This window comes from Comamonas sp. AG1104 (assembly GCF_003350425.1).
GTDB classification, from domain to species: Bacteria; Pseudomonadota; Gammaproteobacteria; order Burkholderiales; family Burkholderiaceae_C; genus Comamonas; species Comamonas testosteroni.
The window spans coordinates 76,960-100,494 of sequence record NZ_QQAS01000006.1 but is presented as its reverse complement, the minus strand read 5'-3'; the positions used below and the strand labels follow the sequence as shown (position 1 = coordinate 100,494).

At 61.4% G+C, this 23,535-nt stretch carries 22 protein-coding genes; 2 read left to right on the top strand and 20 right to left on the bottom strand.

Annotated features, from left to right (window positions below):
* From DFO48_RS17955 to DFO48_RS17860, 20 genes are all read right to left on the bottom strand, one after another.
* Positions 1-786, bottom strand: a complete 786-nt coding sequence (locus DFO48_RS17955; protein ID WP_114864321.1) for an SDR family oxidoreductase — start codon at positions 784-786, stop codon at positions 1-3.
* A 215-nt stretch (positions 787-1,001) separates the two neighbouring features.
* Positions 1,002-2,180 (bottom strand): acyl-CoA dehydrogenase family protein, encoded by a 1,179-nt coding sequence (locus DFO48_RS17950; protein ID WP_003078378.1) that lies wholly within the window; start codon positions 2,178-2,180, stop codon positions 1,002-1,004.
* Positions 2,177-3,328 carry an acyl-CoA dehydrogenase family protein gene (locus DFO48_RS17945; RefSeq protein ID WP_233506442.1) on the bottom strand — a complete coding sequence of 384 codons (1,152 nt, stop codon included), beginning with the start codon at positions 3,326-3,328 and terminating at the stop codon, positions 2,177-2,179. The genes DFO48_RS17950 and DFO48_RS17945 overlap by 4 nt, the downstream gene beginning before the upstream one ends.
* Before the next feature lie 68 nt (positions 3,329-3,396).
* Positions 3,397-4,272 carry an SDR family oxidoreductase gene (locus DFO48_RS17940; protein ID WP_114864319.1) on the bottom strand — a complete coding sequence of 292 codons (876 nt, stop codon included), beginning with the start codon at positions 4,270-4,272 and terminating at the stop codon, positions 3,397-3,399.
* A gap of 58 nt (positions 4,273-4,330) precedes the next feature.
* Positions 4,331-5,920: an amidase gene (locus DFO48_RS17935; RefSeq protein WP_114864318.1), complete on the bottom strand. Its 1,590-nt coding sequence runs from the start codon at positions 5,918-5,920 to the stop codon at positions 4,331-4,333.
* A complete protein-coding gene (locus DFO48_RS17930) occupies positions 5,921-7,486 on the bottom strand; it encodes an amidase (RefSeq protein ID WP_114864317.1) in 1,566 nt (521 codons plus the stop codon).
* Positions 7,487-7,586: 100 nt separating this feature from the next.
* On the bottom strand, positions 7,587-8,741 hold the full coding sequence (locus DFO48_RS17925; protein WP_114864316.1) for an acetyl-CoA C-acetyltransferase: 1,155 nt from the start codon (positions 8,739-8,741) through the stop codon (positions 7,587-7,589).
* Complete coding sequence (locus tag DFO48_RS17920; RefSeq protein WP_114864315.1) at positions 8,738-9,877, bottom strand: acyl-CoA dehydrogenase family protein; 1,140 nt, start codon at positions 9,875-9,877, stop codon at positions 8,738-8,740. The genes DFO48_RS17925 and DFO48_RS17920 overlap by 4 nt, the downstream gene beginning before the upstream one ends.
* A 17-nt stretch (positions 9,878-9,894) precedes the next feature.
* Complete coding sequence (locus tag DFO48_RS17915; protein WP_114864314.1) at positions 9,895-11,049, bottom strand: acyl-CoA dehydrogenase family protein; 1,155 nt, start codon at positions 11,047-11,049, stop codon at positions 9,895-9,897.
* 28 nt (positions 11,050-11,077) lie between these two features.
* Positions 11,078-11,836 carry an enoyl-CoA hydratase family protein gene (locus DFO48_RS17910; RefSeq protein WP_114864472.1) on the bottom strand — a complete coding sequence of 253 codons (759 nt, stop codon included), beginning with the start codon at positions 11,834-11,836 and terminating at the stop codon, positions 11,078-11,080.
* 22 nt (positions 11,837-11,858) lie between these two features.
* A complete protein-coding gene (locus DFO48_RS17905; RefSeq protein ID WP_114864313.1) occupies positions 11,859-12,947 on the bottom strand; it encodes a nitronate monooxygenase family protein in 1,089 nt (362 codons plus the stop codon).
* Positions 12,944-13,846, bottom strand: a complete 903-nt coding sequence (locus DFO48_RS17900) for an enoyl-CoA hydratase (protein ID WP_003078402.1) — start codon at positions 13,844-13,846, stop codon at positions 12,944-12,946. The genes DFO48_RS17905 and DFO48_RS17900 overlap by 4 nt, the downstream gene beginning before the upstream one ends.
* A gap of 1 nt (position 13,847) precedes the next feature.
* Positions 13,848-14,618 (bottom strand): CoA-transferase subunit beta, encoded by a 771-nt coding sequence (locus DFO48_RS17895; RefSeq protein ID WP_114864312.1) that lies wholly within the window; start codon positions 14,616-14,618, stop codon positions 13,848-13,850.
* Positions 14,619-14,630: 12 nt separating this feature from the next.
* Positions 14,631-15,509 carry a CoA transferase subunit A gene (locus DFO48_RS17890; protein WP_003078407.1) on the bottom strand — a complete coding sequence of 293 codons (879 nt, stop codon included), beginning with the start codon at positions 15,507-15,509 and terminating at the stop codon, positions 14,631-14,633.
* 16 nt (positions 15,510-15,525) lie between these two features.
* Positions 15,526-16,428: a VOC family protein gene (locus DFO48_RS17885; protein WP_199407025.1), complete on the bottom strand. Its 903-nt coding sequence runs from the start codon at positions 16,426-16,428 to the stop codon at positions 15,526-15,528.
* Positions 16,429-16,720: 292 nt separating this feature from the next.
* On the bottom strand, positions 16,721-17,803 hold the full coding sequence (locus DFO48_RS17880) for an alkene reductase (RefSeq protein WP_114864310.1): 1,083 nt from the start codon (positions 17,801-17,803) through the stop codon (positions 16,721-16,723).
* 9 nt (positions 17,804-17,812) lie between these two features.
* Entirely contained in the window at positions 17,813-18,460 is a 648-nt protein-coding gene (locus DFO48_RS17875; protein WP_114864309.1) for a nuclear transport factor 2 family protein, read from the bottom strand.
* Between the two features lie 15 nt (positions 18,461-18,475).
* A complete protein-coding gene (locus tag DFO48_RS17870; RefSeq protein WP_114864308.1) occupies positions 18,476-19,243 on the bottom strand; it encodes an SDR family NAD(P)-dependent oxidoreductase in 768 nt (255 codons plus the stop codon).
* Positions 19,244-19,255: 12 nt separating this feature from the next.
* Positions 19,256-19,987, bottom strand: a complete 732-nt coding sequence (locus DFO48_RS17865; RefSeq protein ID WP_003078419.1) for an SDR family NAD(P)-dependent oxidoreductase — start codon at positions 19,985-19,987, stop codon at positions 19,256-19,258.
* Between the two features lie 234 nt (positions 19,988-20,221).
* Positions 20,222-21,709: a short-chain fatty acyl-CoA regulator family protein gene (locus tag DFO48_RS17860; protein ID WP_114864307.1), complete on the bottom strand. Its 1,488-nt coding sequence runs from the start codon at positions 21,707-21,709 to the stop codon at positions 20,222-20,224.
* 170 nt (positions 21,710-21,879) lie between these two features.
* Between DFO48_RS17860 and prpC the strand changes: the two genes are divergently transcribed.
* Together prpC and DFO48_RS17850 are read left to right on the top strand one after the other, a co-directional pair.
* Positions 21,880-23,067 (top strand): 2-methylcitrate synthase, encoded by a 1,188-nt coding sequence (gene prpC / locus DFO48_RS17855; protein ID WP_114864306.1) that lies wholly within the window; start codon positions 21,880-21,882, stop codon positions 23,065-23,067.
* 31 nt (positions 23,068-23,098) lie between these two features.
* Positions 23,099-23,533 carry a GntR family transcriptional regulator gene (locus tag DFO48_RS17850; RefSeq protein WP_233506440.1) on the top strand — a complete coding sequence of 145 codons (435 nt, stop codon included), beginning with the start codon at positions 23,099-23,101 and terminating at the stop codon, positions 23,531-23,533.
* Positions 23,534-23,535: the final 2 nt, after the last annotated feature.

The following is a 23,535-nucleotide window of genomic DNA, read 5'->3' as shown; positions in this document are numbered from 1 at the left end:
TCAGGCCCTCTGCGAGCTGACGGACACCACTTCACCCGTCATGTACGAGGAGTAGTCGCTGGCCAGGAAGATCATCACATTGGCCACTTCCCAGGGCTCTGCACCCCGACCAAAGGCTTCCTTCTCGGACAGCTTGGCCAGCAGTTCTTCAGAGGCGGACTTCTTGAGAAAGGCGTGGATGGCGATGGAAGGTGCCACGGCGTTGATGCGGATACCGAATTCGGCCGCCTCCAGCGCCGAACAGCGTGTGAACGCCATCACGCCGGCCTTGGCGGCTGCGTAGTGAGCCTGCTCTGTCTGAGCGCGCCAGCCCAGCACCGAGGCGTTGTTGACGATCACGCCCTTGCCGCGAGGTTGCATCAGCTTGAGCGCTGCGCGCGTCATGCGGAAGGTGCCGGTCAACGTGATGTCGATGACCTTGCTCCACTCATCATCGCCCATGTCGACGACCTTGCAGCTGGTGCCCAGACCCGCGTTATTGATCAGCACATCGATACCGCCCATGGCGCTGTCGGCTTCGGAGATCAGTGCCTGAACCTGTTCTTCCTTGCTCACGTCGCAAAGCTTGCCAAAGACCTGGGTCATGCCCGTGTCCTTTTTGATCTGCTCCACGGCTTCGGCCAGCCGACGCTCATGCACGTCGGAGATGAACAAGGCCTTGCAGCCCTCCTCTGCTGCTCGTTTTGCAGCAGAGAAACCAATACCAGCGCCAGCTGCGGCGGTTACGAGAACTGTCTTGTCTTTGAGCAGACCGTGGGGGGCAACGTAGGAGGGAGCGCTAATCATTTGTCATTCAAAAGTAGTTGCCTCGATCTTCCGATCGTCGCTGCGCTGCAGCATCGTCACTTTGGACGATAGGTCATTCCCTAGTGTCGCTGGACGGACATTTCAAACGCAAAAGTGCCGTAAATCTTCAGGGTCAACCCTCGATTTACGGCAGCTTTACGTCAACCAATCAGAGTAATCACCTACACAAGGACAAGCACTCCAGGCTCCTGGAGTCAGCGCGGCATGCCCAGCGCACGCTCGGCCATGAGGTTCAGCTGAATCTCGTTGGTGCCGGCGTAAATGGTGTCGGCGCGGCTGACCAGCCACAGTTGCTGCAGCGCAGCAAGCGCAGGCTCCTTGAGCACCAGCTCGCCCTGCTCGCCCAGCACATCCATGGCCAGCTCGCCCAGATCACGGTGCCAGTTGGACCATGCGTATTTGGAGACGGAAGCCACACGCAAGGGCGTGCTCTCATCGCTGGAGCGCAGCGCATGGGCGCGCAGAGTCTGCAGGCCCATATCGGCCTTGGCCAGGCGCTGACGGATCAGCGGGTCGCGGGCCGCGCCATTGCGCTTGGCCAGGTCGATGATCAGGTCCAGCTCATAGCGGAAATGTGCCTGCTGGCCCAGAGTGGACGCACCGCGCTCGCAGCCCAGCAGGTACATGGCGACCTTCCAGCCGTCACCCACGGGGCCCAGATGCAGCGCGCCTTCGGTGCGTGCGCCGTCAAAGAAGACTTCGTTGAACTCCGAAGTACCGGTGATCTGGCGAATCGGACGCACCTCCACGCCGGCCTGCTTGATGGGCACCAGCAGCAGCACCATGCCCGCATGGCGGGGGCCGGCAGTGCTCGCACCAGTCTCGTCGGTGCGAGCCAGCACAAACACCCATTCGGACTCATGGGCCCAGGAGGTCCAGACCTTCTGACCGTTGATCACCCACTCGCCCGTGGCCGCATCGCGATGGGCTTTGGTGCGAATCCCCGCCAGGTCAGAGCCCGCGCCGGGCTCGGAGTAGCCCTGAGCCCAGTAGTCGGTACCAGCCAGAATGCCGGGCAGAAAACGCTGCTTCTGCTCGGGCGTGCCAAAAGCCATCAACGTGGGGGCCAGCAGGGTCTCGCCAATATGGCCGATGCGGCCTGGGCCGCCGCAGCGCACATACTCCTCGTGAAAAATGACTTGCTGCGCCAGCGGGGCGTTGCGGCCGCCGTACCGGGGCTCCCAGCCCAGGCCGGTCCAGCCGCCCTTGGCCAGCTCCTGCTCCCATTCCTTGGCCAGCTCCGCGTCATAGCCTTCGGCGCCCAGGCCGCTGGCATGTTTGAGCGGTGCAAACTTGCCCGTCAGATGCTGTGCCATCCATTCCCGCACCTCGGCGCGAAAGGCTTCATTGATTTCCGATTCCTGCATCTTCATGCCGCCTCCGCCATCTGATCTTCTGTCGCTTCGTCCAACAAGCGCACTGCCACCAGCTCTCGCCACTGCTCCACCGTACCCAGGCGCTGGCTGGATGCCTGCGCACGGCGGAAGAACAGATGCGGATCAAACTCCCAAGTGAATCCCACGCCGCCGTGCAACTGAATGCTTTCGCGCGTGGAAAACAGAGCTGCCTCCGTTGCATCTGTGCGAGCTTGAGACGCGAAGTAGCTCAGATCGCTTATATCGCCAGCGGTATCCGCCATGAAAGCTGCTGCATAGACGGCAGAGCGCGCGGTCTCCACCTTCACCAGCATCTGCGCTGCCCGGTGCTTGACGCCCTGAAAGCTGCCCACGGCCTTGCCGAACTGCTGTCGCTCCTTGGTGTAGTCCACGGCCAGATTCAGCGCGCGCTCTGCCACGCCGACCTGCTCGGCCGCAAGGCCGATGGCGGCCAGGTTGCGGGTCTGAGCCCACAGGCTCCTGAGCGCCTCGCCATGCATCAGCACGGCAGCGCCAGTCAATCTCACATTAACGGCCATGACATCGGCACTGCTGCGTGTGGCATCCACCGTCGTCAGCGCCTGCACGCTCAAACCTTCTTCCTTGGCATGCACCTCCAGCAGGCCCAGTGATCCGCAAGGCAGGGTAGCGGGCAGCAGGAACACATCGGCATGTGCTCCTGATCCCACCTGACTCCACTGGCCATTGAGCACCAGCGCATCGCCCTCCACCTTCACAGTCGCCGCAGTGGGCAGCTCGCCACGCACAGTCATGCCAAGCACGCATATCCGGCCCGAGGCGGCCAGGCGCTCCACCACGCCCAGGCCCTGCTCGGTCTGGCTCAACGCTTGCCACAACGGTGTCACTGCGACAACAGCGTCAAAAAACGGCACGCAGGCCAGGTGATAGCCCATCTGCTCCTGAAGCAGCACCAGCTCGCGCCAGCCCAGACCCATGCCACCTGCGGCTTCGGGCAGGGCCACGCTGCACCAGCCCATGTCCAGCACTTCCCGCCACAGGGCACGGTCCAGCCCGCCCTCAGTTTCAGAAACCTTGCGTACCTGCGCCGTGCTGCTTTTTTCCTGCAGAAACACTGCAGCGCTCTCGGCGATCATTTTTTGTTCCTCGTTCAGACTTAAATCCATGATGGCTCGCGTCCTGAGTTCTTCATCGAATGGGAAGGTCGGGCCCCCGACCCGGCTGCTTCTTCTGCTTAGGTCCCGTAGACCTTCTGAGGAGCCTTGCCCTCGGCGATCAGCTGATCGACCACACCAGACAGCTCGGAAGGCTCCCAGCGCGCCTGCTTGTCATTGATCTTGCCGGTGAACCAGCCGTCGGCCACGGACAGCTCGCCACCCTTGGCTTCAAAGCAGCGGCCCGTCACATGCCTGGACTGACTGCTGCCCAGCCAGACGACGATGGAGGCCACGTTCATGGGGTCCCAGACGTCGAAGCCGGATTCGGGCTTCTTGACCATATCGGGCATGGCGCCTTCGGTCATGGAGGTGCGCGCAGCAGGTGCCAGACAGTTGGCAGTGATGCCGTAGCGCGCCAGCTCTGCGGCCTGCACCAGCGTCAGGCCGGCGATGCCGGCCTTGGCTGCCGCGTAATTGCTCTGACCGATGGAGCCTTGCAGGCCCGCGCCGGAGCTGGTGTTGATGATGCGGGCATCCACTTCCTTGCCTGCCTTCTTCTGGTCGCGCCAGTAGCCGCCAAACACCTTGGCCATACAGAAGTGACCGCGCAGATGCACGCGCATGACCATGTCCCAGTCTTCTTCGGACAGGCTCAGGAACATGCGGTCGCGCAGCACGCCGGCGTTGTTGACGATGACCTGTACATCGCCGAAAGCCGCCAGCGTGGCATCCAGAATCGATTGCACGCCGGCCACGCTGGTGATGTCGCCGGTGTTGGCAATGGCCTGACCGCCCGCGGCCTTGACTTCATCGGCAACGGCCTGGGCGGCTTCGGCGCGGATGTCGTTGATCACCACATTTGCACCTTCTTGGGCGAAGGCCAGCGCATAAGCGCGGCCCAGGCCACCGCCTGCACCGGTGATGACGACGGTTCTCTGGTTGCAAATACCCATTTCTTTCCCCTTTTTGCTTGCAATGCAGACAACCTCCAGGCCGTCTGCCTTCTTGAAATTACGCTTTGAAAACCGACAGATCAGGCTGACGATGCGCCCAGGGAACCGCTTGCTCCAGCTGTGCGGCCAGCGCCAGCAGGCGCCCTTCGCGGCCGAACGGGGCAGCGAAGTGCGCGCCCACAGGCAAGTTGTCCCTGGTCCAGTGCATGGGCACAGACATTGCGGGCTGGCCTGTCATATTGAAAAGCGCGGTATAGGGCGAAGCCTTGACGGCTTCGCGCGCGAATGAGTCATAAGGCTGGTCCAGCGTCAGCACACCCAACAGCGGTGGCGGCACGGCCATCACGGGGGTCAGAATCAGGTCGTACTTGAGAAAGAAGCGATCCAGAATCTGGCCGGCCGTATCGAAGTTGGTACGCGCCATCAGCATCTGCTCGGCGGTATAGGACTTGGCCTTTTCCAGATACAGCCAGTCCATCTGCTCCACCTCATCCTGGCGCACTGCGCGACCCAGCAGCTTTTCACGGGCACGGATGCTGGCCATCATGCCCACGGATGTCACCACGCCCAGGCCCGAGAACACCTCAGCCACAGGCAACTCCGGCATGTCTTCCACGATTTCATGTCCCAGCGCCAGGCAGGCCTTGATGGCCTTGTCCACCGCCGCCTTACAGTCCGCATGTACGGGAATGCCAAAGTAGTTTCTGGACCAGACAGCGATCCTGAGCTTCTTGGGCGCCTGCTTGAGGGCGTCCAGATAGCTGCCGTCCACGTCGCGCGGCGGCACGGTGCGCGAGCCGGGCTCACGCCCCTGCGTCAGATCGAGCAGGTGAGCGCTGTCGCGCACGCTGCGACTGATGACATGGTTCATGGACAAGCCCATCCAGCCTTCCATATTGGCCGGACCGGCAGGCAGACGGCCGCGGCTGGGCTTGAGGCCGAACAGGCCACAGTGCGAAGCGGGAATGCGGATGGAGCCGCCTCCGTCGCTGGCATGCGCCACGGGCACAATTCCAGCGGCAACCACCGATGCCGCACCACCCGAAGAGCCGCCTGTCGTGTGGGCAGCATTCCAGGGATTGGGCGACTTGCCATAGAGCAAGGACTCGGTCGTGGGTGTCTGGCCGAACTCGGGCGATGCCGTCTTGCCAAAGATATTGAGGCCGGCCGCCTTGTAGCGTGCCACCAGGGTGCTGTCGTACTCTGCCACGGCCCCCTTGAAAAAGCGGCAGCCGTTGGTAGTGACCGTTCCCTTCAGATACTGGTTCAGGTCCTTGAGCAGAAAGGGCACGCCCCACATGGGCGCCCTGGCCGTGGCTTCGGCACGCGCAGCGCTGCCCAGAGCCGACATCTGCCTGGCCTGATCACGTGCCAGATCGTAGTCCTTGATGACCACTGCATTGAGCTTGGGCAAGGCCTCGGTGCGTGCAATCGCCGCTTCCAGCGCTTCCAGCGGCGTGATATCGCCCCGGCGGATCTGCTCTGCCCAGGCGTAGCCATCCACCGCAGTCGCCTCATTTTTCTTCTGTGCAGCCATTGCCGGCATGGCTGACGCTGCGGCCACGGCACCTGCGCCCTGAATAAAGCCGCGACGATCCACCCCTTGATTCACTGACTCCATGCTCTCCTCCTTGTTGTTGCTGGACATTCAAGCCTTTAGTGCGGACAGGTCCGGCACGCGTTGTGCCCATGGCAGGGCTTGCTCCAGCTGCGCCGCCATGCGCAGCAAGCGGCCTTCACCACCAAACGGTGCGACAAAGTGAGCCCCCACAGGGAGGTTGTCTGCCGTCCAGTGCAGCGGCACGGACATGGCAGGATGACCGCTGATGTTGAACAGCGAGGTAAAGGCGGAAGAGTTCATGGCCTCGGCGGCATAGCTTTCATAAGGCTGATCAAGTCGCAGCGCGCCCAGCTTCTGTGCAGGCACCACGGTGGTGGGCGTCAGAATCAGGTCGTACCTGGACAGGAATGCATCGATCAATTGCCCCGCCTTGTCGAAGCCTGCGCGGCCACGGTACAGATCCAGCGCCGAGGCCTTCTTCGCGGCCTGCAATGCGGCCCAGTTCAGCGGCTCCATCTCGTCTTCGCGCACAGCGCGGCCCAGCTGCTTTTCACGGTATTCAATGGCGCTGAGCAGACCTGCCGACATGCCTGCACCCATGCCGCCAAAAATTTCGTTCACCGGCAGCTCCGGCATGGCCTCTTCAACAAAATGCCCCAGCGCCTCGCAGGCCTTGGCCGCCTTGTCCACGGCCTCCAGGCATTCGGCATGTACGGGAATCCCGAAGTAGTTCTTGCGCCAGACGGCAATACGCAGCTTGCGCTCGGGCTGGTGCATCGCTTCAAGGTAGCCCTGAGGGACATCGGAGGGAGGTCGCACTCGCGAGCCGAACTCGGGCCCGGCACTCAAGTCCAGCAGCAAGGCGGTATCGCGCACGCTGCGGCTGATGACGTGGTTCACCGACAAACCTGTTGCGCCATCCAGCGCTCCTGGCCCTGCAGGCACACGTCCACGACTGGGCTTGAGACCGAACAGGCCGCAATGTGCGGCCGGTATGCGGATGGAGCCGCCACCATCGCTGGCATGGCCCACGGGCAGAATGCCGGCCGCCACCACAGCGGCAGTCCCACCGGAAGAACCGCCCGTGGTATGCCCTGTGTTCCAGGGGTTGGGCGTGACTCCGTAAAGCTTTGACTCTGTGGTGGTCGTCATGCCGAACTCGGGAGATGCTGTCTTGCCAAAGATGTTGAGACCCGCAGCCTTGTAGCGCATCACCAGCGTGGAGTCCTGCGAAGCGACAGCATCCTTGAAGAAGCGGCAACCATTGCTGGTCACGGTTCCTGCCATGCTCAGGCCCAGGTCCTTGAGCACAAACGGCAGACCCCACAGCGGCGCTTTGTCAGTCGCCTGTTTGCGTTCATCACGGCCCATGGCCGAGAGCTTCTTGGCATGCTCGCGGGCCAGTTCGTAGTCTTTGATGACCACGGCATTGAGCTTGGGCAAGGCTTCAACGCGCGCAATGGCGGCATCAAGGGCTTCCAGCGGCGTGACATCGCCTTTGCGCATCTGCGCTGCCATGGTAATGGCATCGGCCTGCGCAATGGCCCTGGTGCCGACTTGCGCTTGCGCTGCCGGCAGACCCAGCACGGCCGCCGTGGCAGTTGCCCCGGCCAGGAATGCTCTGCGATCTGAATCCGTCGCTTTGTCTTGCATGTCTTTGTCTCCGTTGATATTTTTGTGGATGACTTGCTAAGCCGCTAGCACCGGAGCTCCAACGCAATACAGGCACCCAGGGGTGCCTGCATGTCTGTCGTCAGAGTCTCTCAATGATGGTCACATTGGCCTGTCCTCCACCTTCGCACATGGTCTGCAAGCCGTAGCGACCGCCGGTCCGCTCCAGCTCGTGCAGCAGCGTGGTCATGAGCTTGGCGCCTGACGCTCCCAGTGGATGACCGAGCGCAATCGCGCCGCCGTTGACGTTGGTCCTGCCATGGTCGTAGCCGGTCTCCTTGAGCCAGGCCATGACCACGGAAGCGAAGGCCTCGTTGATCTCGACCAGGTCGATGTCGGACATGGTCATGCCCGCCTTCTTGAGCGCATATTCCGTGGCGGGAATCGGCGCGGTCAGGTGCCAGATGGGGTCATCGGCGCGCACGCTCATATGGTGAATGCGGGCGCGGGGCTTGAGGTTGTAGCGTTTGAGCGCAGCCTCCGACACCACCAGCACGGCCGCTGCGGCATCGCAGGTGGAGCTGGACACGGCAGCGGTGATCGAGGGATAGGTCGGATCCACCGGCTCCAGCGTGGCCATCTTCTCCAGCGTGCTCAGTCGGGCGGTTTCGTCCATCTTGAAGTCGCCAAACGGCACGATTTCGCGATCAAAGCGACCTTCAGCGATGGCCTTCAAAGCGCGGTCGTGGCTTTCCTTGGCAAACACCTCCATATCGGCACGACTCACACCCCAGTGGTCGGCAATACGCTGGGCGGCATAGAACTGGTTCACGGGCGCGTTGCCGAAACGGGCCTGCCAGCCCTTGCTCTCGGCAAACGGCGTGGTAAAGCCCAGGGGCTGGCCGGCCAGCATGGCTGACGAGATTGGAATCGCGCTCATGGTCTGCACGCCTCCGGCCAGCACCACGTCCTGCGTGCCGCTCATCACGGCCTGGGCTGCAAAATGAATGGCTTGCTGGGACGAGCCGCACTGGCGGTCGATCGTGGTGCCGGGAACGTTCAAGGGCATACCGGCTGCCAGCCAGGAAGTGCGAGCAATATCGCCGGCCAGAGAGCCGATGGTATCCACGCAGCCAAAGATCACGTCGTCGTAATCGGCTGCGGGAATGTCGTTGCGCTCGACCAGCGCCTTGATCACATGGGCGCCGAGGTCGGCACCGTGCACGGTGGCAAGAGAGCCCTTGCGCTTTCCGGTAGGAGAGCGCAGCGCATCAACGATATAGGCCTGGGCGCTCATGCAGCCACCTCTTCAGCAATGTTCTTCACAGCATCTTGCGCAGAGCAGGAGGCACATGAATCGATTTCTCGATCAAAGGTCGCGCCGGGGCCCACAGGGGCATTGGGACTGCGCAGCAGGCCCTGGGTCAGGCGGGCCGCATGGTATGCCTTGTCGCCCCAGGCAGCGTCCAGTACCCAGGCGCGCTTCATGAACATCTGCAGATCGACCTCCCAGGTGTAACCCATGGCGCCATGCACCTGCAGACTGTTGCGCGCCGCAAACCAGCTCGCTTCGCTGCACTGGAGCTTGGCGTGCGATATACGCACAGCCAGATCAGGTTCGCCGTGCTGCAGCGCATAGAAGGCACGGTAGAGCACGGGTTTGGCAAACTCGATCTTGGTGACGATGTCCGACAGGTGGTGCTGCACGGCCTGAAAGCTGCCTATGACCTTGTCGAACTGCTTGCGCTGCGCCACATAGTCCACCGAAATGTCCAGCATGCGCTGAGCCAGGCCCAGCATCTGGGCAGCTGCGGCGAGTGCACCGCGCTCGCCGGCTGTGTCCCAGACCTTCTGACCCTGAGTTCCATCGAGCAAACGGGTGGCATCGGATGCCGTCCAGCGTACCCGTGACAGGCGGCGCGAGGAGTCGATGCTGCTCAGCGCCGTGATCTCGCACTGTGCGGGCCTGAGCAGGTGCAGTTCCAGGCCGGTGGCCGTGGCATGGGGCAGCAACAGCACATCGGCCAGTGCGGCGTCCGCCACATTGGGGTTGACGGGATGGCCCACGGCCACGCGGCAGCTGCCTTCGGCGATCCTGGACAGCCAGACACGGCTCTCATGTCCTTGCGGCAATGCACTCAGCATGCCCACGGCCACATAGGCGGTGTCGGTCAAGGAATCGGGCAGAGCGTAATAACCCACTTCCTGCAGCAGCAGTGCCCAGTCCACATCGGCCATGCCCATACCGCCATCGGCTTCGGGGGCGGACAGGCCCATCAGGCCTTGTTCTGCAATCCTGGCCCACAGCTCGGGGCTGCGACCGGTCGGGGTTTCCCAGATGTCGCGCAGCAGCTCGGGGGCTGCTTCGGTCATCAGAAAGCGGCTGATCGAGTCACGGAATGCGATTTGATCTTCGGTAAAGGTGAAGTCCATGGTTGTCTCCCTGCCGATCAGGATTTGGGCAGGCCCAGCATGCGCTGAGCGATGATGTTGCGCTGGATCTCGTTGCTGCCCGCGTAGATGGGACCGGCCTGCGAGAACAGAAAACCTTCCAGCCATTCGTTGGCCTCGGCGTCATCGATGAGCTCGGCACGCGCACCCAGAATGCGCATCGCGGTTTCATGAATCATGATGTCCAGCTCGGACCAGACAATCTTGTTGGTGCTGGCTTCCGCGCCAATCTGTGCGCCCTTGTTCAGGCGGCCTACCGTGTGATAGGAAGACAGCGTGTATGCCTCCGCCCCCTGCCAGGCACGCAGCACGGCATCGCGAATGGAGTGGTCGCGGTCGGCATCGACCTGATTGCGCAGATACAGGTCCACCAGCTTCTGCGCACTGCGCTGATAGCGGGCGGGAGAGCGCAGCAGCAGCCCGCGCTCGAAGCCGGCCGTCGCCATCGCCACATGCCAGCCCTTGCCTTCTGCACCCAGCAGGTTCTCCACAGGTACTTCGACATCGTCGAAGAAGATTTCGGCGAAGTGCTCGCGGCCATTGATGGCACGAATGGGACGCACGGTGATGCCGGGCGTGTTCAGGGGCACGAGGATGTAGCTCAGACCATGGTGGCGGCTCGACGTCGGGTCGCTGCGAAACAGGCCGAACACCCAGTCGGCAAAGATTGCACGGGTAGACCAGATTTTCTGACCGTTCAGAATGAATTTGTCACCCATGCGAATGGCACGGCTGCTGATGGCCGCCATGTCCGAGCCAGCGTTGGGCTCGGACCAACCCTGGGCCCACATATCGTCGCAGCGCGCCATACGGGGCAGAAAGCGGGCCTTCTGCTCGGGCGTACCGAATTCCATCAGCGTGGAGCCCAGCAGCAGAATGCCGTTCTGGTTCACGCGGGCTGGCGCATCGACTGCCCAGTACTCTTCCTCGAAGATCAGCCATTCGGTCAGGTCGCAGCCGCTGCCTCCCAGATCCTTGGGCCAGGTCACGGCGCTGTAGCCGGCGTCGGCCAGCTTGGCTTCCCACTGGCGGTGCTGCTCGAACCCCTCTCGGGTGTCATAGCTCTGCAGCCGTTCCGCAGGCACATTGTTCTTGAGCCATTCACGTACCTGGGAACGGAACGCTTTTTGCGCTGGGGTATAGGTCAAATCCATGGTTGTCTCCTCTTCGCGCTAGTGATGCTCAGAATTTGGCGTCGCGCTTTTCCACGAAGGCGCTGCGTGTCTCGGCGGAATCGGGGCTCATATAGGCTTGCAGGGTGAAGCCCTGCTCCCAGCGGTATTTGTCTTCCAGATTGCCGTCTTCGATGCCGGTCAACGCTTCCTTGGCGATGCGGATCATGGCGGGGCTCTTGGCGGCGATCTTGTTGGCGATCTCCATGGCGACGTCGCGCAGCTGCTCACGGGGAACTACACGCTCGATGGCTCCCAGGCGCAAGGCTTCTGCCGCACCAATCATCTCGCCCGTAAAGAACAGGTAGCGGGTCTTTTGCACGCCGAACATGCGCTGCAGATGGGCCGCACCGCCCATGGCGCCGCGGTCCACTTCGGGCAGGCCGAAGGTGGCGTCTTCTGCGGCGATCACAATGTCCGATGCACCGCAGATGCCGATTCCGCCGCCCAGCACAAAGCCGTGCACGGCGGTGATGACGGGTACCTTGTTCAGGTGCACAGCCTTGAACGTGGCGTAGTTGCCTGCGTTCACGTCGATGATGAGCTTGTCGTTGGTCGCCAGCTCCTTGATGTCCACACCCGCGCAGAAGCCACGGTTTTCGGCACGAATGACGATAACGCGCACGTCAGGGCGTTGACCCAGCGCTTCGATTTCCTTGGCCAGGCCATTCCAGCCAGCGGCATTCAGGGCATTGACGGGAGCACGGTCAATCACCAGCTCTGCCACACCGTTGTCGTGAGTATTGGAGTGAAATTGTTGAATGGACATATCCAGCCTCATTGGCTTGTTGTTATGCGGGAGTCAATGCGTTCAATGCGTTGCGACGTTCCATGGCCTGGCGGACGATGCCGCCGATCACCTCTTCGCAGTTGTCGAGCTTGCCGATCAGCGCGGCCACCTGGCCGGCGGACATCACACCTTCTGCAGGGTTTCCATCCACCATGGAGCGCTGCAGCAACATGGGGGCGTTGGCTGCCATCACGGTCTGGGCGACGGAAGAAGAGTCTTCGCGCATGGCCTTCATGAAGATGCTCATGGCCTGGCCCGTGGTCATGCCGGTCTCGGCCTTCCACTGCAGTGCCAGGCTCAAAGCGATGCGCAGGCGTTTCATGGGGCTGGCTTTTTCCAGCATGGCCAGGTATTCGTTGGGAATCATGCGCTGGGGCATGCCATCGACCAGATGCGAGATGGCGATCTTTTCCGCATCTCTTGCAGCCAGATAGCGCTGCAGAGTCTCCGCAGGAACCCTGGAGTCGCTGGTCATCAAAAAGCGTGTACCCATGGCAATGCCCGATGCACCGTAGGCCAGCGCAGCCAGCAGGCCGCGGCCGTCATAGAAGCCACCTGCGGCGATCACGGGCACATCGACCGCGTCCACCACCTGGGGCAGCAGCACCGTGGTGGGCACGCTGCCGGTATGGCCACCTCCCTCACCTCCTTGCACGGTGATGACGTTGGCCCCCATCTCGATCGCTTTTTGAGCGTGCTTCAGAGCCCCCACGGTGGGCATGCAGACGATGCCGGCATCCCGCAGACGGCCGATCACCTTCTTGTCCGGGCCACGGCCATAGCTCACGGCGCGCAGACGGTACTTCACCGCCAGGTCCAGCAACTGCTGGGCGTTGGGCTGGAACATATGAAAGTTCAACCCGAAAGGCTGATCGTCGGTCTCGCGCTTGACACGCAGAATTTCGGCTTCGATCTTGTCCGCAGGAATCGTGGCACCGGCCAGAAAACCAAAGCCGCCAGCATTGGTCGTACCTATCACCAGATCAGCCCCCGCCACATAGCCCATGGCAGTCTGGATGACGGGATAGCGGCACCCCAGCAAGTCACAGATAGGAGTGCGCAGACTGCCCATGTCGTTCATATTGCTCATGCCTTTGACTCTTCTTTATTGGCCTTGACCATGGACTTGGCGTCCTGGCCGCCCAGTTGCCCCATACCCATGGCCTGGCTATGTGCGTGCGCAAAGTGGTGGTAGCCAAAAGCCATGTCCATGGTGGAGCGCAGGCCTTGCAGCTCCTCCGCCTTGTTGACGACCATCTTGGTCAGTGCCAGACCCAGACGGGGCTGGGCTGCCATGCGCTGAGCCATGGCGTAGACTTGGTCCTGCAGCTCGGCGCGCGGCACCACACGGTTGACCATGCCCATCTGGTAGGCCCGGTCTGCCGGCATGCGCTCACCCAGCAGCAGAAATTCCTTGGCAATGCGCGGGTGCAGTTCGTGAGCGTGGGCGAAATACTCCACACCGGGGATGCCCATGCGCACCACGGGATCCTGGAAGAAGGCGTCATCGCTGGCCACGATCAGGTCGCAGACCCAGGCCAGCATCAGGCCACCGGCCACGCAGGCGCCCTGCACCATGGCAATCATGGGCTTGGGGATGTCGCGCCAGCGGCGGCACATCCCCAGGTACACCTCTTGCTCGCGGGCAAACAATTGCTCGCCGCCTGGCTTGTTGGTGTGATCCCACCACAGGTGTGCACGGTCAAAGGACTTGTTGATGTCTCGGCCGGGCGTGCCGATGTCGTGACCCGCACTGAAGTGCCTGCCTTCGCCGCGCAGCACGATGACCTTGACGCTATCGTCATCGGTCGCCTTGCGCAAGGCTGCATCCAGCGCATAGGTCATCTGCGAGTTCTGCACGTTGTTGAACGTGGGCCGATTCATGGTGACCGTGGCAATGCCGTTGTCCACGCTATAGAGCACGGGCTGGTCGGTTTCGTAGACGGCCTTGTCTTCGCGTGTCACAAATTCGCTGGCTGCATCATCCATATCAGGCTCCCATGGCCGTAGCGCGCAGATTGTGCGGATCAAGCTGGGCCAGCAAAGCCAGCTGCTCGGGCGTTGGATCAGGTGTCACACCCACGTTCTCGGGGACATGGATCGGAAAACCCGTGGCCTCCTTGACCTGCACCGCCGTCACGCCGGGATGCAGCGACACCAGGCGCACTTGATGACTGGGTCCGCCAAAGTCCATCACACACAGATTGGTGAAGATGAAGCGAATGTCCGTGGTCTCCTCCAGCGTCCAGCCCTTGGCCAGGCGTGCGCTGTTGTAGCCCACACTGCCCACGGCATCGACCTCGCCCGACACAAAAACCTTGGTGCTGTGGTTGGGAACAAAGAAGGAGTTGGCGTGATTGATTGAATTACCGGGGAAACCGCGCACGCCCAGCATCATTGACTTGGGACGGGCGTAGTCGCTGCCCACCATGGAGATATTGCCCTGACCAAAGCGATCCACCTGCACGGGACCCACCATGGCGTGGCGCTTGCCTCCCCAGACGTTGTCGAAGATGCGCGAGAAACCCATCCAGCTTTCACGCTTGATCTGGTAGTCACCGCGAGGGCCTACGGGCACGGGCTCGTTGACCACCCAGGCTTCGGAGTCCGTCATGATCAGATCGGTGTTGATGGACCGCATGCACAGCGAGGCCGCCAGTCGCGGCACCAGGCCGATGCCGGTGGCCAACACCTCACCGTCGTTTTCCCAGGCACGTGCCGCGGCGCAGATGACGCGATCTACCAATGCAATTTCACTCATCTCTGTGCCTCCTCAGAACACGGGCAAGGGCAGGCGCTTGATTGCCTCCATGCCACCCACTTTTTCCAGATATTCCTGCTCCGTGCATTGCACGTATTTCTGCTGGTAGCTGCTCCAGCCGCCCTCTTCCTTGCTGCTGGCCGCGTATTCCTTGAAGTGCTTGACATCAAAGCCATACAGAGGTGCGCAGGACGATGGGTGAGCACCGCCAGGCAGGTGCACGACGCCCGTGGTTTCGGAGCGCTCCCAGAACACCAGGCGCGCGGCTTGCTCCGACTCGAAACTGCTGGACTCGACCAGTTCGTCGCAGCTCACAAACGTATTGGTTGCTGCTCGGGCAAACAGGTCGTCCATATAGATATCGGGACCGGCAATCTGGCAGACACCGCGAGAGTCCGCGCGATCCACGTGCAACAGGGCCACATCCAGATTGATGGCGGGCATCGCCACCCACTCCTTGCCGTCGTAGGGCGATTCGATCAGGCGGATGGAGCTGTTGTGCTTGAGCACATCCGTGCCCAGGCCGACGCGGGTGGGAATATAGGGAATACGCATGCCTGCAGCCTTCAGGCCCAGCACCATATGACCTTCGTCAATTTCCATGACCTCGATCTCACCACTCTGGCGGGCCTTGCGAAAGTACGGCTCAAGCGGAATGAAGTCCAGCGACACGAAGGCGAAGATCAACTTCTTGACCTTGCCGGCTGCACACAGCATGCCCACATCGGCACCGCCATAGGCCACCACGGTCAGGTCCTTGACGGGGCTGCGCAGCAGCTCGCGCACCAGGGCCATCGGCTTGCGCCGGGGCCCCCAGCCACCAATTCCGATCGTCATGCCGTCCTTGATGGATGCCACAACGTCCTTCGCTGTCATCAGTTTATTGGCCATGTCTCCAAGCCTCCTATCAGTTGTTTTCAGGGCGGCCCACGCTGAAGTCGTGCCCCCAGAGGCTTACGGTCGTGAACTCGTGCGTGATGTGGTGCTCCCAGTCGATGACGGCGCCGCCATAGCCGAACTCCAGGTCGAAGTTGGAGGGCGTCTTCATATAGAACGAGATCATCTTGTCGTTGGTGTGCTGACCCAGGGTGGCAGAGAGCTTGACCTGGCTCTTTTGCATGCGGTCCATGGCACGGCCCACTTCGGGCATGTTGTCCACCTCCACCATCACGTGCACGCAACCCGATGCGGAAGGGAACTCGGCCAGCGCCAGGCTGTGGTGACGCCCGTTGGCGCAGTGGAAGAAGTGGATTCGGACCGTGGGGCCGGCATCGCCTGCGGGCTTGAAGTTGTAAATATCCGAGAGACCAAAGCCCAGCACATTGCGCACAAAGGCCACGGTCTTGTCAAAGTCGGGAGCGGGCAGCACGGTGTGGCCCAGACCATAGTCGCCGGTGATAAAGCGCGACACCCCTTGGGGCGACGCAAAATGGCGGAAGTCGGACTTGAAGCCCCAGACGATCTCGTGACGATTTCCGGACGGATCCATCACGATGGCCAGCTCCTGCACATGGCGCTTGGCACACAGTTCGGAACTGCCCATTTCGTAGTGCACATCAGCTGCCTGCAACACCTTGAGCGCCTGCCCAAAGGCTTGCTTGTTGGCCACTTCCCAACCGGATGCGGAATATCTGTCATTGCTTCCAGGCTGAACCTGGAAGCGGAACTGACGCTCATCCATCTTGATCAGCAGATCGCCATCGGCAGTGGTGCTTGGCATCATGCCAAGCACATCACGTGCATAGCTGACCCAGCGATCCAAATCAGAGCTCTCGGCAACAACGTACGCTAGTCCACGTATTTCCATCATGATGTCGGGGCCTCCAACCCAAATCCTTTAGTGATGCTGAGGATTCTGAAGAGGAGAGCCTTTGCAAACATCGTCCATTGAGACTAACGATTTAGCGCTTCATCACCCAAATTTAATAGCATTCATACAAGAATCAGCATGCAGTTCAGCGGAATAGACTAGATTGCTTTCAGCCCTTTGAAGCAAGCCGCTCCGACACCCTTGCGACAGCCGTGAAAACCCGCAGTACAAAAAAAGGCCGCACCCCCAGGCGGGAATGCGGCCAACACGATGAACTCAGTTTCTTGATTGATCAGACGGTCTGCACTTCTTCTGCAGACGCATAGTCGTTGTAGCCCCTGGCACCTGGGGTGTAGAGCGTGTTGCGGTCAAATCTGGCCAGAGGCAGGCCCTGACGCATGCGCTGCACCAGATCGGGGTTGGCGATGAAATGCCGCGCAAAAGATACCGCCTTGCCCTCGCCTGCCTGCAACGCGGCTTCGGCGCTTTGCGCATCAAAGCCGTCGTTGAGAATCAGGTTCTCGCCAAAGTTCTCACGTGCCAGCATGAAGGCGTCGATTGAAGGGTCGAACACCGCACGCATCACATGCAGATAGGCAATGCCCAGCCTGGCTGCCTGACGCATCAGCTCGGCATGGGTGGCTGCAGAGTTTTCGTCCACAGTGTCATTGAAGGTGTTGCCGGGATTCAGGCGCAGACCCACGCGATCAATGCCGATTGCATTGCCCATGGCGCTCAGGCATTCCGCAGCGAAACGCGAACGCCGGCTGGCGTCGCCACCATATTCGTCACTACGCCGATTGGTGCTGGAGTGCAGGAACTGCAGACTCAGATAACCGCTGGTGCCATGCAGCTCGACGCCATCAAACCCTGCATCCATGGCGCGCTGTGCGGCCGCAGCATGCTCGGCAATGGCCTTGCGCACTTCTTCCGTCGTCAATGCCTGGGGCACATCGAAGTCCTGCATGCCTGCAGCGTCGGTCCAGATCTTGCCCTGGGCCTGAATGGCGGAGGCCGATACGGAACGCACACCAGCGGGTTTGATATGGCTGCTGCCGATACGACCGGAGTGCATGATCTGCAGCACGATGGATCCGCCACGCGCATGCACGGCGTCCGTCACACGGCGCCAGCCGCGCACATGCTCGGCAGTTTCGATGCCGGGCTGACGACAATAGGCTTGACCCGTGACCTCGGGCCAGGCCCCTTCAGCCACGATCAGACCGGCATCGCCGCGCTGACCGTAGTGCTCGGCCATGATGTCGGTTGGCGTGCCATCGGCATCGGCGCGATTACGCGTCATGGGGGCCATGACCACGCGGTTCTGCAGAGCAATCTTGCCCAGCTGGATGGGCGTGAAAAGCGTTTGACTCATGCCGGCTCCTTAGCGCACGCGCATGCGCGGCGCGGGGGTACCACGGCGCATGGTCTTGAGAAACTGCTCCAGCGGCGCGGGCGCGGCCACTTGTGGCAACTCATCCTTGCCAGGGCGGCTGGCCCAGAACTCCTTCCAGCTCGGGAACAGATCATGGAAAGCGCCATGATAGGGTTCACGACCGGGCCAGCGCATCTTCATGTCGCCAATCGGCGGCTTGTTCAGGTCGGTGGCATACCAGTAACAGGGCAGGCGGCGACGGAAATACCACTGGCCATCAATGCGCTCGTAGTCGTCCCAGTACAGCATCTGCATGATGACCCACTCGGCACCGCATTCATGCTCGTTCTTGGAGTAGACCACGCCGGTGGCGTGATCCTTGTCCACGAACTCGATGATGTGCTGCCCCAGATGGTGCGAGGTGCCCGTGAACTGATCACGCAGCGTGCTGTCCTGCCAGGCCATGAAGTGCGCACGCCCGACCTTGTCCTTGCCCACCTTGATATCAGGTGCAAACAGGTTCACATGGGCGTCCATGTCACGCATGTCCAGGGACAGGGAATACTTGCCAGCCAGCTGACGAATCGCATCCAGCGACTCCAGCCTGTCGGTGCGCTCATCCAGCGTTTGCGGCCACTGATTCACGGGTTCACTCATCTCTAAAGCTTTCTGTTACAGCGCAGTCACCAGAACGGCGGAACGACCACCGTCCACGGGCAGTGCAGCACCTGTCACATAGCTGGCTTCATCGCTGGCCAGGAACAGCACGGCATTGGCCAGCTCATTGGACTGACCGACACGGCCCATGGGGATGAGCTTTTCGGTGTTCTTGCGCGATGCCTCATCAGCCAGCATTCCCGCTGTCGCAGGGGTCTCCACCACGGCAGGAATCACCACGTTCACGCGCACGCCAGCAGGCGCACCTTCGGCGGCTGCAGCACGCGAGAAGTTGAGAATGGCCGCCTTGGCTGCCGAGTAGCCCGACATATAGGGCGTGCCCAGCGTGCCGCAGATGGAGCCGATATTGACGATAGAGCCGCCCTTGCCGGCCATCAGCTTCAGCGCTGTGCGCGTCCCCCAGAAGGTGCCATCCACCGAAGTGCTGAAGTTGGCATGCCAGTCGGCCGTGGTCATGCTGTCGATGCCGCCCCAGGTGTAGGCCATGGCGTTGTTGACCAGAATGTCCAGGCTGCCATGCTTTTTGGCAGCCTGCTCCAGCGCACCAACGAACTGGGCTTCGTTGCCCACATCGGCCACGATGGCCTCGGCACTGCCGCCTGCCGCCTTGATCTTGGCCACGACTTCCTCGAGAGCCTGCTTGCGGCGGCCGCAGATCACAACGGTTGCCCCCTCCTGTGCGAAACGCTCAGCCGTTGCGGCACCGATACCGGAGCCGCCACCCGACACAAATGCAATCTTTCCTTCCAGACGCTTGCTCATGCTTGTCTCTCCTTAGAGGAAGGCGCTGCCGCCGTTGACTGCCACGTTCTGACCCGTCACAAAGCCGCTGTCGTCGCTGGCCAGGAACACTGCCACCTTGGCGATGTCTTCTGGCTCAGCCATGCGCCCCATGGGCACGCCGGCGATGATGGCATCGGCCCATTCCTGAGGAATGCCCTGCATCATGGGCGTGTTGGTGGGGCCAGGAACCAGCGTGTTTACACGGATCTTCTTGGATGCCAGCTCCTTGGCCATGCCACGGGTCAAACCCATCAGGGCAGCCTTGGAAGCGCAGTAGTGCGCCGGACCGTCACCACTGACAGCCGAGGTACTGGAGATATTGACGATGGCACCGCCCTTGCCTTCCTGCATCTGCTTGACGGCGGCACGGGCGCAGTAGAAAGCGCCGTTCAGGTTCACTCCAATCACGCGCTCCCAGGTCGCGTCGGGAATATCGGCAAACTGGTCCACCGAACCTACGCCGGCGTTGTTTACCAGCACGTCGACGGCGCCCAGCTTTTCGCGGATTTCGACAAACAGCGCATCGACCGCAGCGCTGTCGGCTACGTTGGAGGAACGAGCCAGATGTTTGCCAGGCTTTCCTTGCAGGGTCTGCTTGGCAGCTTCTTCATTCAAGTCCACGGCCACCACAGTGGCTCCCTCATCGGCAAAACGCTGTGCAATCGCTCGCCCCATGCCCTGGCCCGCCCCTGTGACCACGGCAACTTTTCCTGCTAGACGCATTCTTGTCTCCTTGTTGATGTGCAATCAAAACTTGGAGACAGCGTAAAAAGAAATCGCCTTCAGCCCATCGTCCAAGAAGACTAAGCGAATTTGCGCAAAAAGCTATTAAAGAAATAGCAACCAATCCAATACAGAATTTCGTTCCACTGCAATTTCACATCTGGCAATCAGTTGGTGACAGCAATCCCGTGTCAGATGCCTCATCTCCAACTTCACCGCACCTGGCAGCAGCAACTAACCGCCATAGGGGACAAAGCCGCTCTCGTTCTCATTGACTTTGAGCGGTTTGGCCACGTACGGGAAGGCACGTTGCGGGCAAGCGCTGCGCTCGCATACCTTGCAGCCCATGCCGATAGGAGTCGCAGCTCCTATATTGCGCAAATCCATGCCTTGGGAATACACCAGCCGAGCGGCGTGCTGCAAGTCGCAGCCCAGGCCGATGGAGAAAGTCTTGCCTGGTGCCCCCCAGCCCTGGCCAGCATGGCTGATGGTGCGAGCAATCCACAGGTAGACACGCCCGTCCGGCATGCTGGCGAGCTGGGGCACGATGCGACCCGGCTGGGTAAAAGCCTCGTACACCACCCACAACGGGCAGGTGCCGCCTGTCTTGGAGAAATGAAAATGCGTGGCCGACTGGCGCTTGCTGATATTGCCAGCCCGGTCCACTCGGATAAAGAAAAACGGCACACCCGGCGCGTCGCTTCGCTGCAAGGTGGAGAGACGATGGCAGACGGTCTCAAAGCCCACACCGAAGTGCCTTGCCAGCAAGTCTATGTCGTAGCGAAGGCCTTCGGTCTCACGCAAAAACACTCCATATGGCAGCACGAATGCCCCGGCTACATAGTTGGCCAGCCCCATGCGTGCCAGCCGGCGCGTGGCCTCGTCCTGCCAGGACACGCTTTGCAGCTCCCTTTCAATCAGTGAATCAAACTCCAGCAGTGCCAGTTGCGTAGCCAGCTGAAATGCCTGCTGCATGGGGCTCAGCTGCGGTGCCACATACAAGGTACGCGTGAGAGCATCGTAGCGCCTATGGCTGCCCGCTTTCTCAGCGGTCCCAACATGAGCACGCAGAACCAATACCCCATGTCGTGCCTGCAACCGGTACTGCAGCCAATCATGCAGATGACCACCTTGCTCTGCAGCCTGCCGAGCCAGCGCTTCGGCAGCACGATCAAGCGCATCAAGGTAATTGCGGTGGGAAAAGAAGAAATCACGCACCGCCTCGAACGGCATCTGGCGCAAGGGCTCAGCCAGCAGGTCTGCCATCGCGCCATTCCCAGCGACATCTCTGTGAACCGAGGAGTCGGTATCAGGCCCTGCGCGGCCATCACCCAGATGGGCGGTCAAGGCCTCCAGCCTCTCGGCGTCCGCCAGGTGACGCTGGTGCATGGCCAGCAACATCTGTGCCAGCTGCGGCAGCTTGGCTGCGACCTCGCGCAGCTCGGGCAGCGGCACTGCACCTTCTGGCTGAGGCATGGCGGCGACTGCATCGCGCAACTGCGCCAGCAAGCGGGCCTCCTCATCCTCGGAGAACTGCTGGATATCGACGCCCAGCACCCTGTGAATCTTGAGCAGCACGGCCACAGTGAGCGGACGCTGATCCTGCTCGATCTGGTTCAGATAGCTGGGTGACAACTCCAACGCTTGGGCCAGCGCAGCCTGCGTAAGACCACGCTCGGCACGCAGGCTGCGCAAGCGCACCCCCATGAATGTCTTGGCCAATTACCCGCTCCCTATTTCTGATTTAAAAGATTCGCAAAATTTGCAAATACATGCAATCACCTTCGCAAGCATTCACCAATTCAGTTCTGTACGCATAAAAAGCAAATGCGTAGATTGCGAAGTATCGCAGACCAGCAAGGGCCTGCACTGCACATCCAAAGGAGACACCCATGAGCACTCTGACCGCCGCCGCATCCCCAGCCGCCCCCCCCCATGCCGTCGCAAGTTTCAAGCCCAAAAAGTCCGTCGCCCTCTCCGGTGTGACCGCAGGCAACACGGCACTGTGCACCGTGGGAAAGACCGGCAACGACCTGCACTACCGCGGCTACGACATTCTCGACATTGCCGAGGTCTGCGAGTTTGAAGAGATCGCCCATCTGCTGGTACATGGCAAGCTGCCCACACAGGCCGAACTCAAGGCCTACAAAGCCAAGCTCAAGGCTTTGCGCGGCCTGCCCGGCAGCGTAAAGACGGCGCTGGAACAGTTGCCCGCCGCCAGCCATCCCATGGACGTGATGCGCACCGGTGTCTCCGCCCTGGGCTGCGCGCTGCCGGAGAAAGACGACCACAACCTTCCAGGTGCGCGCGATATCGCCGACCGCCTGATGGCCAGCCTGGGCAGCATGTTGCTTTACTGGTACCACTTCAGCAACTCGGGCCGCCGCATCGAGGTCGAAACCGGGGACGATTCCATCGGCGGTCACTTTCTGCATCTGCTGCATGGCGTCAGGCCTTGCGAGAGCTGGGTGCGCGCCATGCATACCTCGCTCAATCTGTATGCCGAGCATGAGTTCAATGCCTCGACCTTTACCGCCCGCGTGGTGGCCGGAACAGGCAGCGATATGTACTCGGCCATTACAGGCGCGATCGGCGCGCTGCGCGGACCCAAGCATGGCGGAGCCAACGAAGTGGCGTTCGAGATCCAGAAGCGCTATGACAACCCTGCCGAAGCCGAGGCCGACATTCGCCGCCGCGTGGATGCCAAGGAGGTCGTGATCGGCTTTGGCCACCCGGTCTATACCGTGAGCGACCCCCGCAATGTGGTCATCAAGGGCGTCGCCAAGAAGCTGTCGGATGAAGCCGGCAGCATCAAGATGTACGACATTGCCGCGCGGCTTGAGTCAGTGATGTGGGAGGTCAAGAACATGTTCCCCAATCTCGACTGGTTCAGCGCCGTCAGCTACCACATGATGGGCGTGCCCACTGCCATGTTCACGCCGCTGTTCGTGATTGCGCGCACCAGCGGCTGGGCGGCGCACATCATCGAGCAACGCCAGGACAACAAGATCATCCGTCCCAGCGCCAACTACACAGGCCCGGAAGATCTGACGTTCATCCCCATCGACGAACGTCAGTAAATCTCTTCCGAGCGCCATGACCGCCAAGCCCATGCAATCCCATTCACTGTGCATTGCCATCGCCGACAAACTGCGCGAGCGCATTCTGAGCCACTGCTTGCCGCCCGGCTCCGACATCAACGACGGCGCTTTGGCGCAGGAGTTTGGCGTGAGTCGCACCCCTGTGCGTGAAGCCATGAAGCTGCTATGCCATGAAGGATTGCTGACGGCCCAGCCCCGGCGTGGTATGGCGGTGACCCGGCTCACCGCAGCCCAGGTGGCAGAAGCCCACCACCTATGCAGCTTGCTTGCGCATCACCTTGCGCAGCTGCAAGGCCAGCGCCCCCCGGGCTGCATGGAGCTGACTGCACGTTTGTATGCCATCGCACAGGCGAGGCTGCAACTGGCCCTGGGCCCTGCCCCGCGCAAAGCCATGATGTGTTCCGCCACACCGACCGCGCAGCAGCGCACAGCTACTGCGCTCTGAAA

Bases quoted from the DNA above. Each gene is read 5' to 3' on its own strand.
- DFO48_RS17915 (WP_114864314.1), bottom strand. From the start codon at position 11,049: ATGGATTTGACCTATACCCCAGCGCAAAAAGCGTTCCGTTCCCAGGTA.
- prpC (WP_114864306.1), top strand. From the start codon at position 21,880: ATGAGCACTCTGACCGCCGCCGCATCCCCAGCCGCCCCCCCCCATGCC.
- DFO48_RS17880 (WP_114864310.1), bottom strand. From the start codon at position 17,803: ATGAGTCAAACGCTTTTCACGCCCATCCAGCTGGGCAAGATTGCTCTG.
- DFO48_RS17865 (WP_003078419.1), bottom strand. From the start codon at position 19,987: ATGCGTCTAGCAGGAAAAGTTGCCGTGGTCACAGGGGCGGGCCAGGGC.
- DFO48_RS17925 (WP_114864316.1), bottom strand. From the start codon at position 8,741: ATGAGCGCCCAGGCCTATATCGTTGATGCGCTGCGCTCTCCTACCGGA.
- DFO48_RS17885 (WP_199407025.1), bottom strand. From the start codon at position 16,428: ATGATGGAAATACGTGGACTAGCGTACGTTGTTGCCGAGAGCTCTGAT.
- DFO48_RS17920 (WP_114864315.1), bottom strand. From the start codon at position 9,877: ATGGACTTCACCTTTACCGAAGATCAAATCGCATTCCGTGACTCGATC.
- DFO48_RS17945 (WP_233506442.1), bottom strand. From the start codon at position 3,328: ATGGATTTAAGTCTGAACGAGGAACAAAAAATGATCGCCGAGAGCGCT.
- DFO48_RS17910 (WP_114864472.1), bottom strand. From the start codon at position 11,836: ATGTCCATTCAACAATTTCACTCCAATACTCACGACAACGGTGTGGCA.
- DFO48_RS17870 (WP_114864308.1), bottom strand. From the start codon at position 19,243: ATGAGCAAGCGTCTGGAAGGAAAGATTGCATTTGTGTCGGGTGGCGGC.
- DFO48_RS17850 (WP_233506440.1), top strand. From the start codon at position 23,099: ATGCAATCCCATTCACTGTGCATTGCCATCGCCGACAAACTGCGCGAG.
- DFO48_RS17905 (WP_114864313.1), bottom strand. From the start codon at position 12,947: ATGAGCAATATGAACGACATGGGCAGTCTGCGCACTCCTATCTGTGAC.
- DFO48_RS17955 (WP_114864321.1), bottom strand. From the start codon at position 786: ATGATTAGCGCTCCCTCCTACGTTGCCCCCCACGGTCTGCTCAAAGAC.
- DFO48_RS17935 (WP_114864318.1), bottom strand. From the start codon at position 5,920: ATGTCCAGCAACAACAAGGAGGAGAGCATGGAGTCAGTGAATCAAGGG.
- DFO48_RS17875 (WP_114864309.1), bottom strand. From the start codon at position 18,460: ATGAGTGAACCCGTGAATCAGTGGCCGCAAACGCTGGATGAGCGCACC.
- DFO48_RS17895 (WP_114864312.1), bottom strand. From the start codon at position 14,618: ATGAGTGAAATTGCATTGGTAGATCGCGTCATCTGCGCCGCGGCACGT.
- DFO48_RS17900 (WP_003078402.1), bottom strand. From the start codon at position 13,846: ATGGATGATGCAGCCAGCGAATTTGTGACACGCGAAGACAAGGCCGTC.
- DFO48_RS17890 (WP_003078407.1), bottom strand. From the start codon at position 15,509: ATGGCCAATAAACTGATGACAGCGAAGGACGTTGTGGCATCCATCAAG.
- DFO48_RS17950 (WP_003078378.1), bottom strand. From the start codon at position 2,180: ATGAAGATGCAGGAATCGGAAATCAATGAAGCCTTTCGCGCCGAGGTG.
- DFO48_RS17940 (WP_114864319.1), bottom strand. From the start codon at position 4,272: ATGGGTATTTGCAACCAGAGAACCGTCGTCATCACCGGTGCAGGCGGT.
- DFO48_RS17930 (WP_114864317.1), bottom strand. From the start codon at position 7,486: ATGCAAGACAAAGCGACGGATTCAGATCGCAGAGCATTCCTGGCCGGG.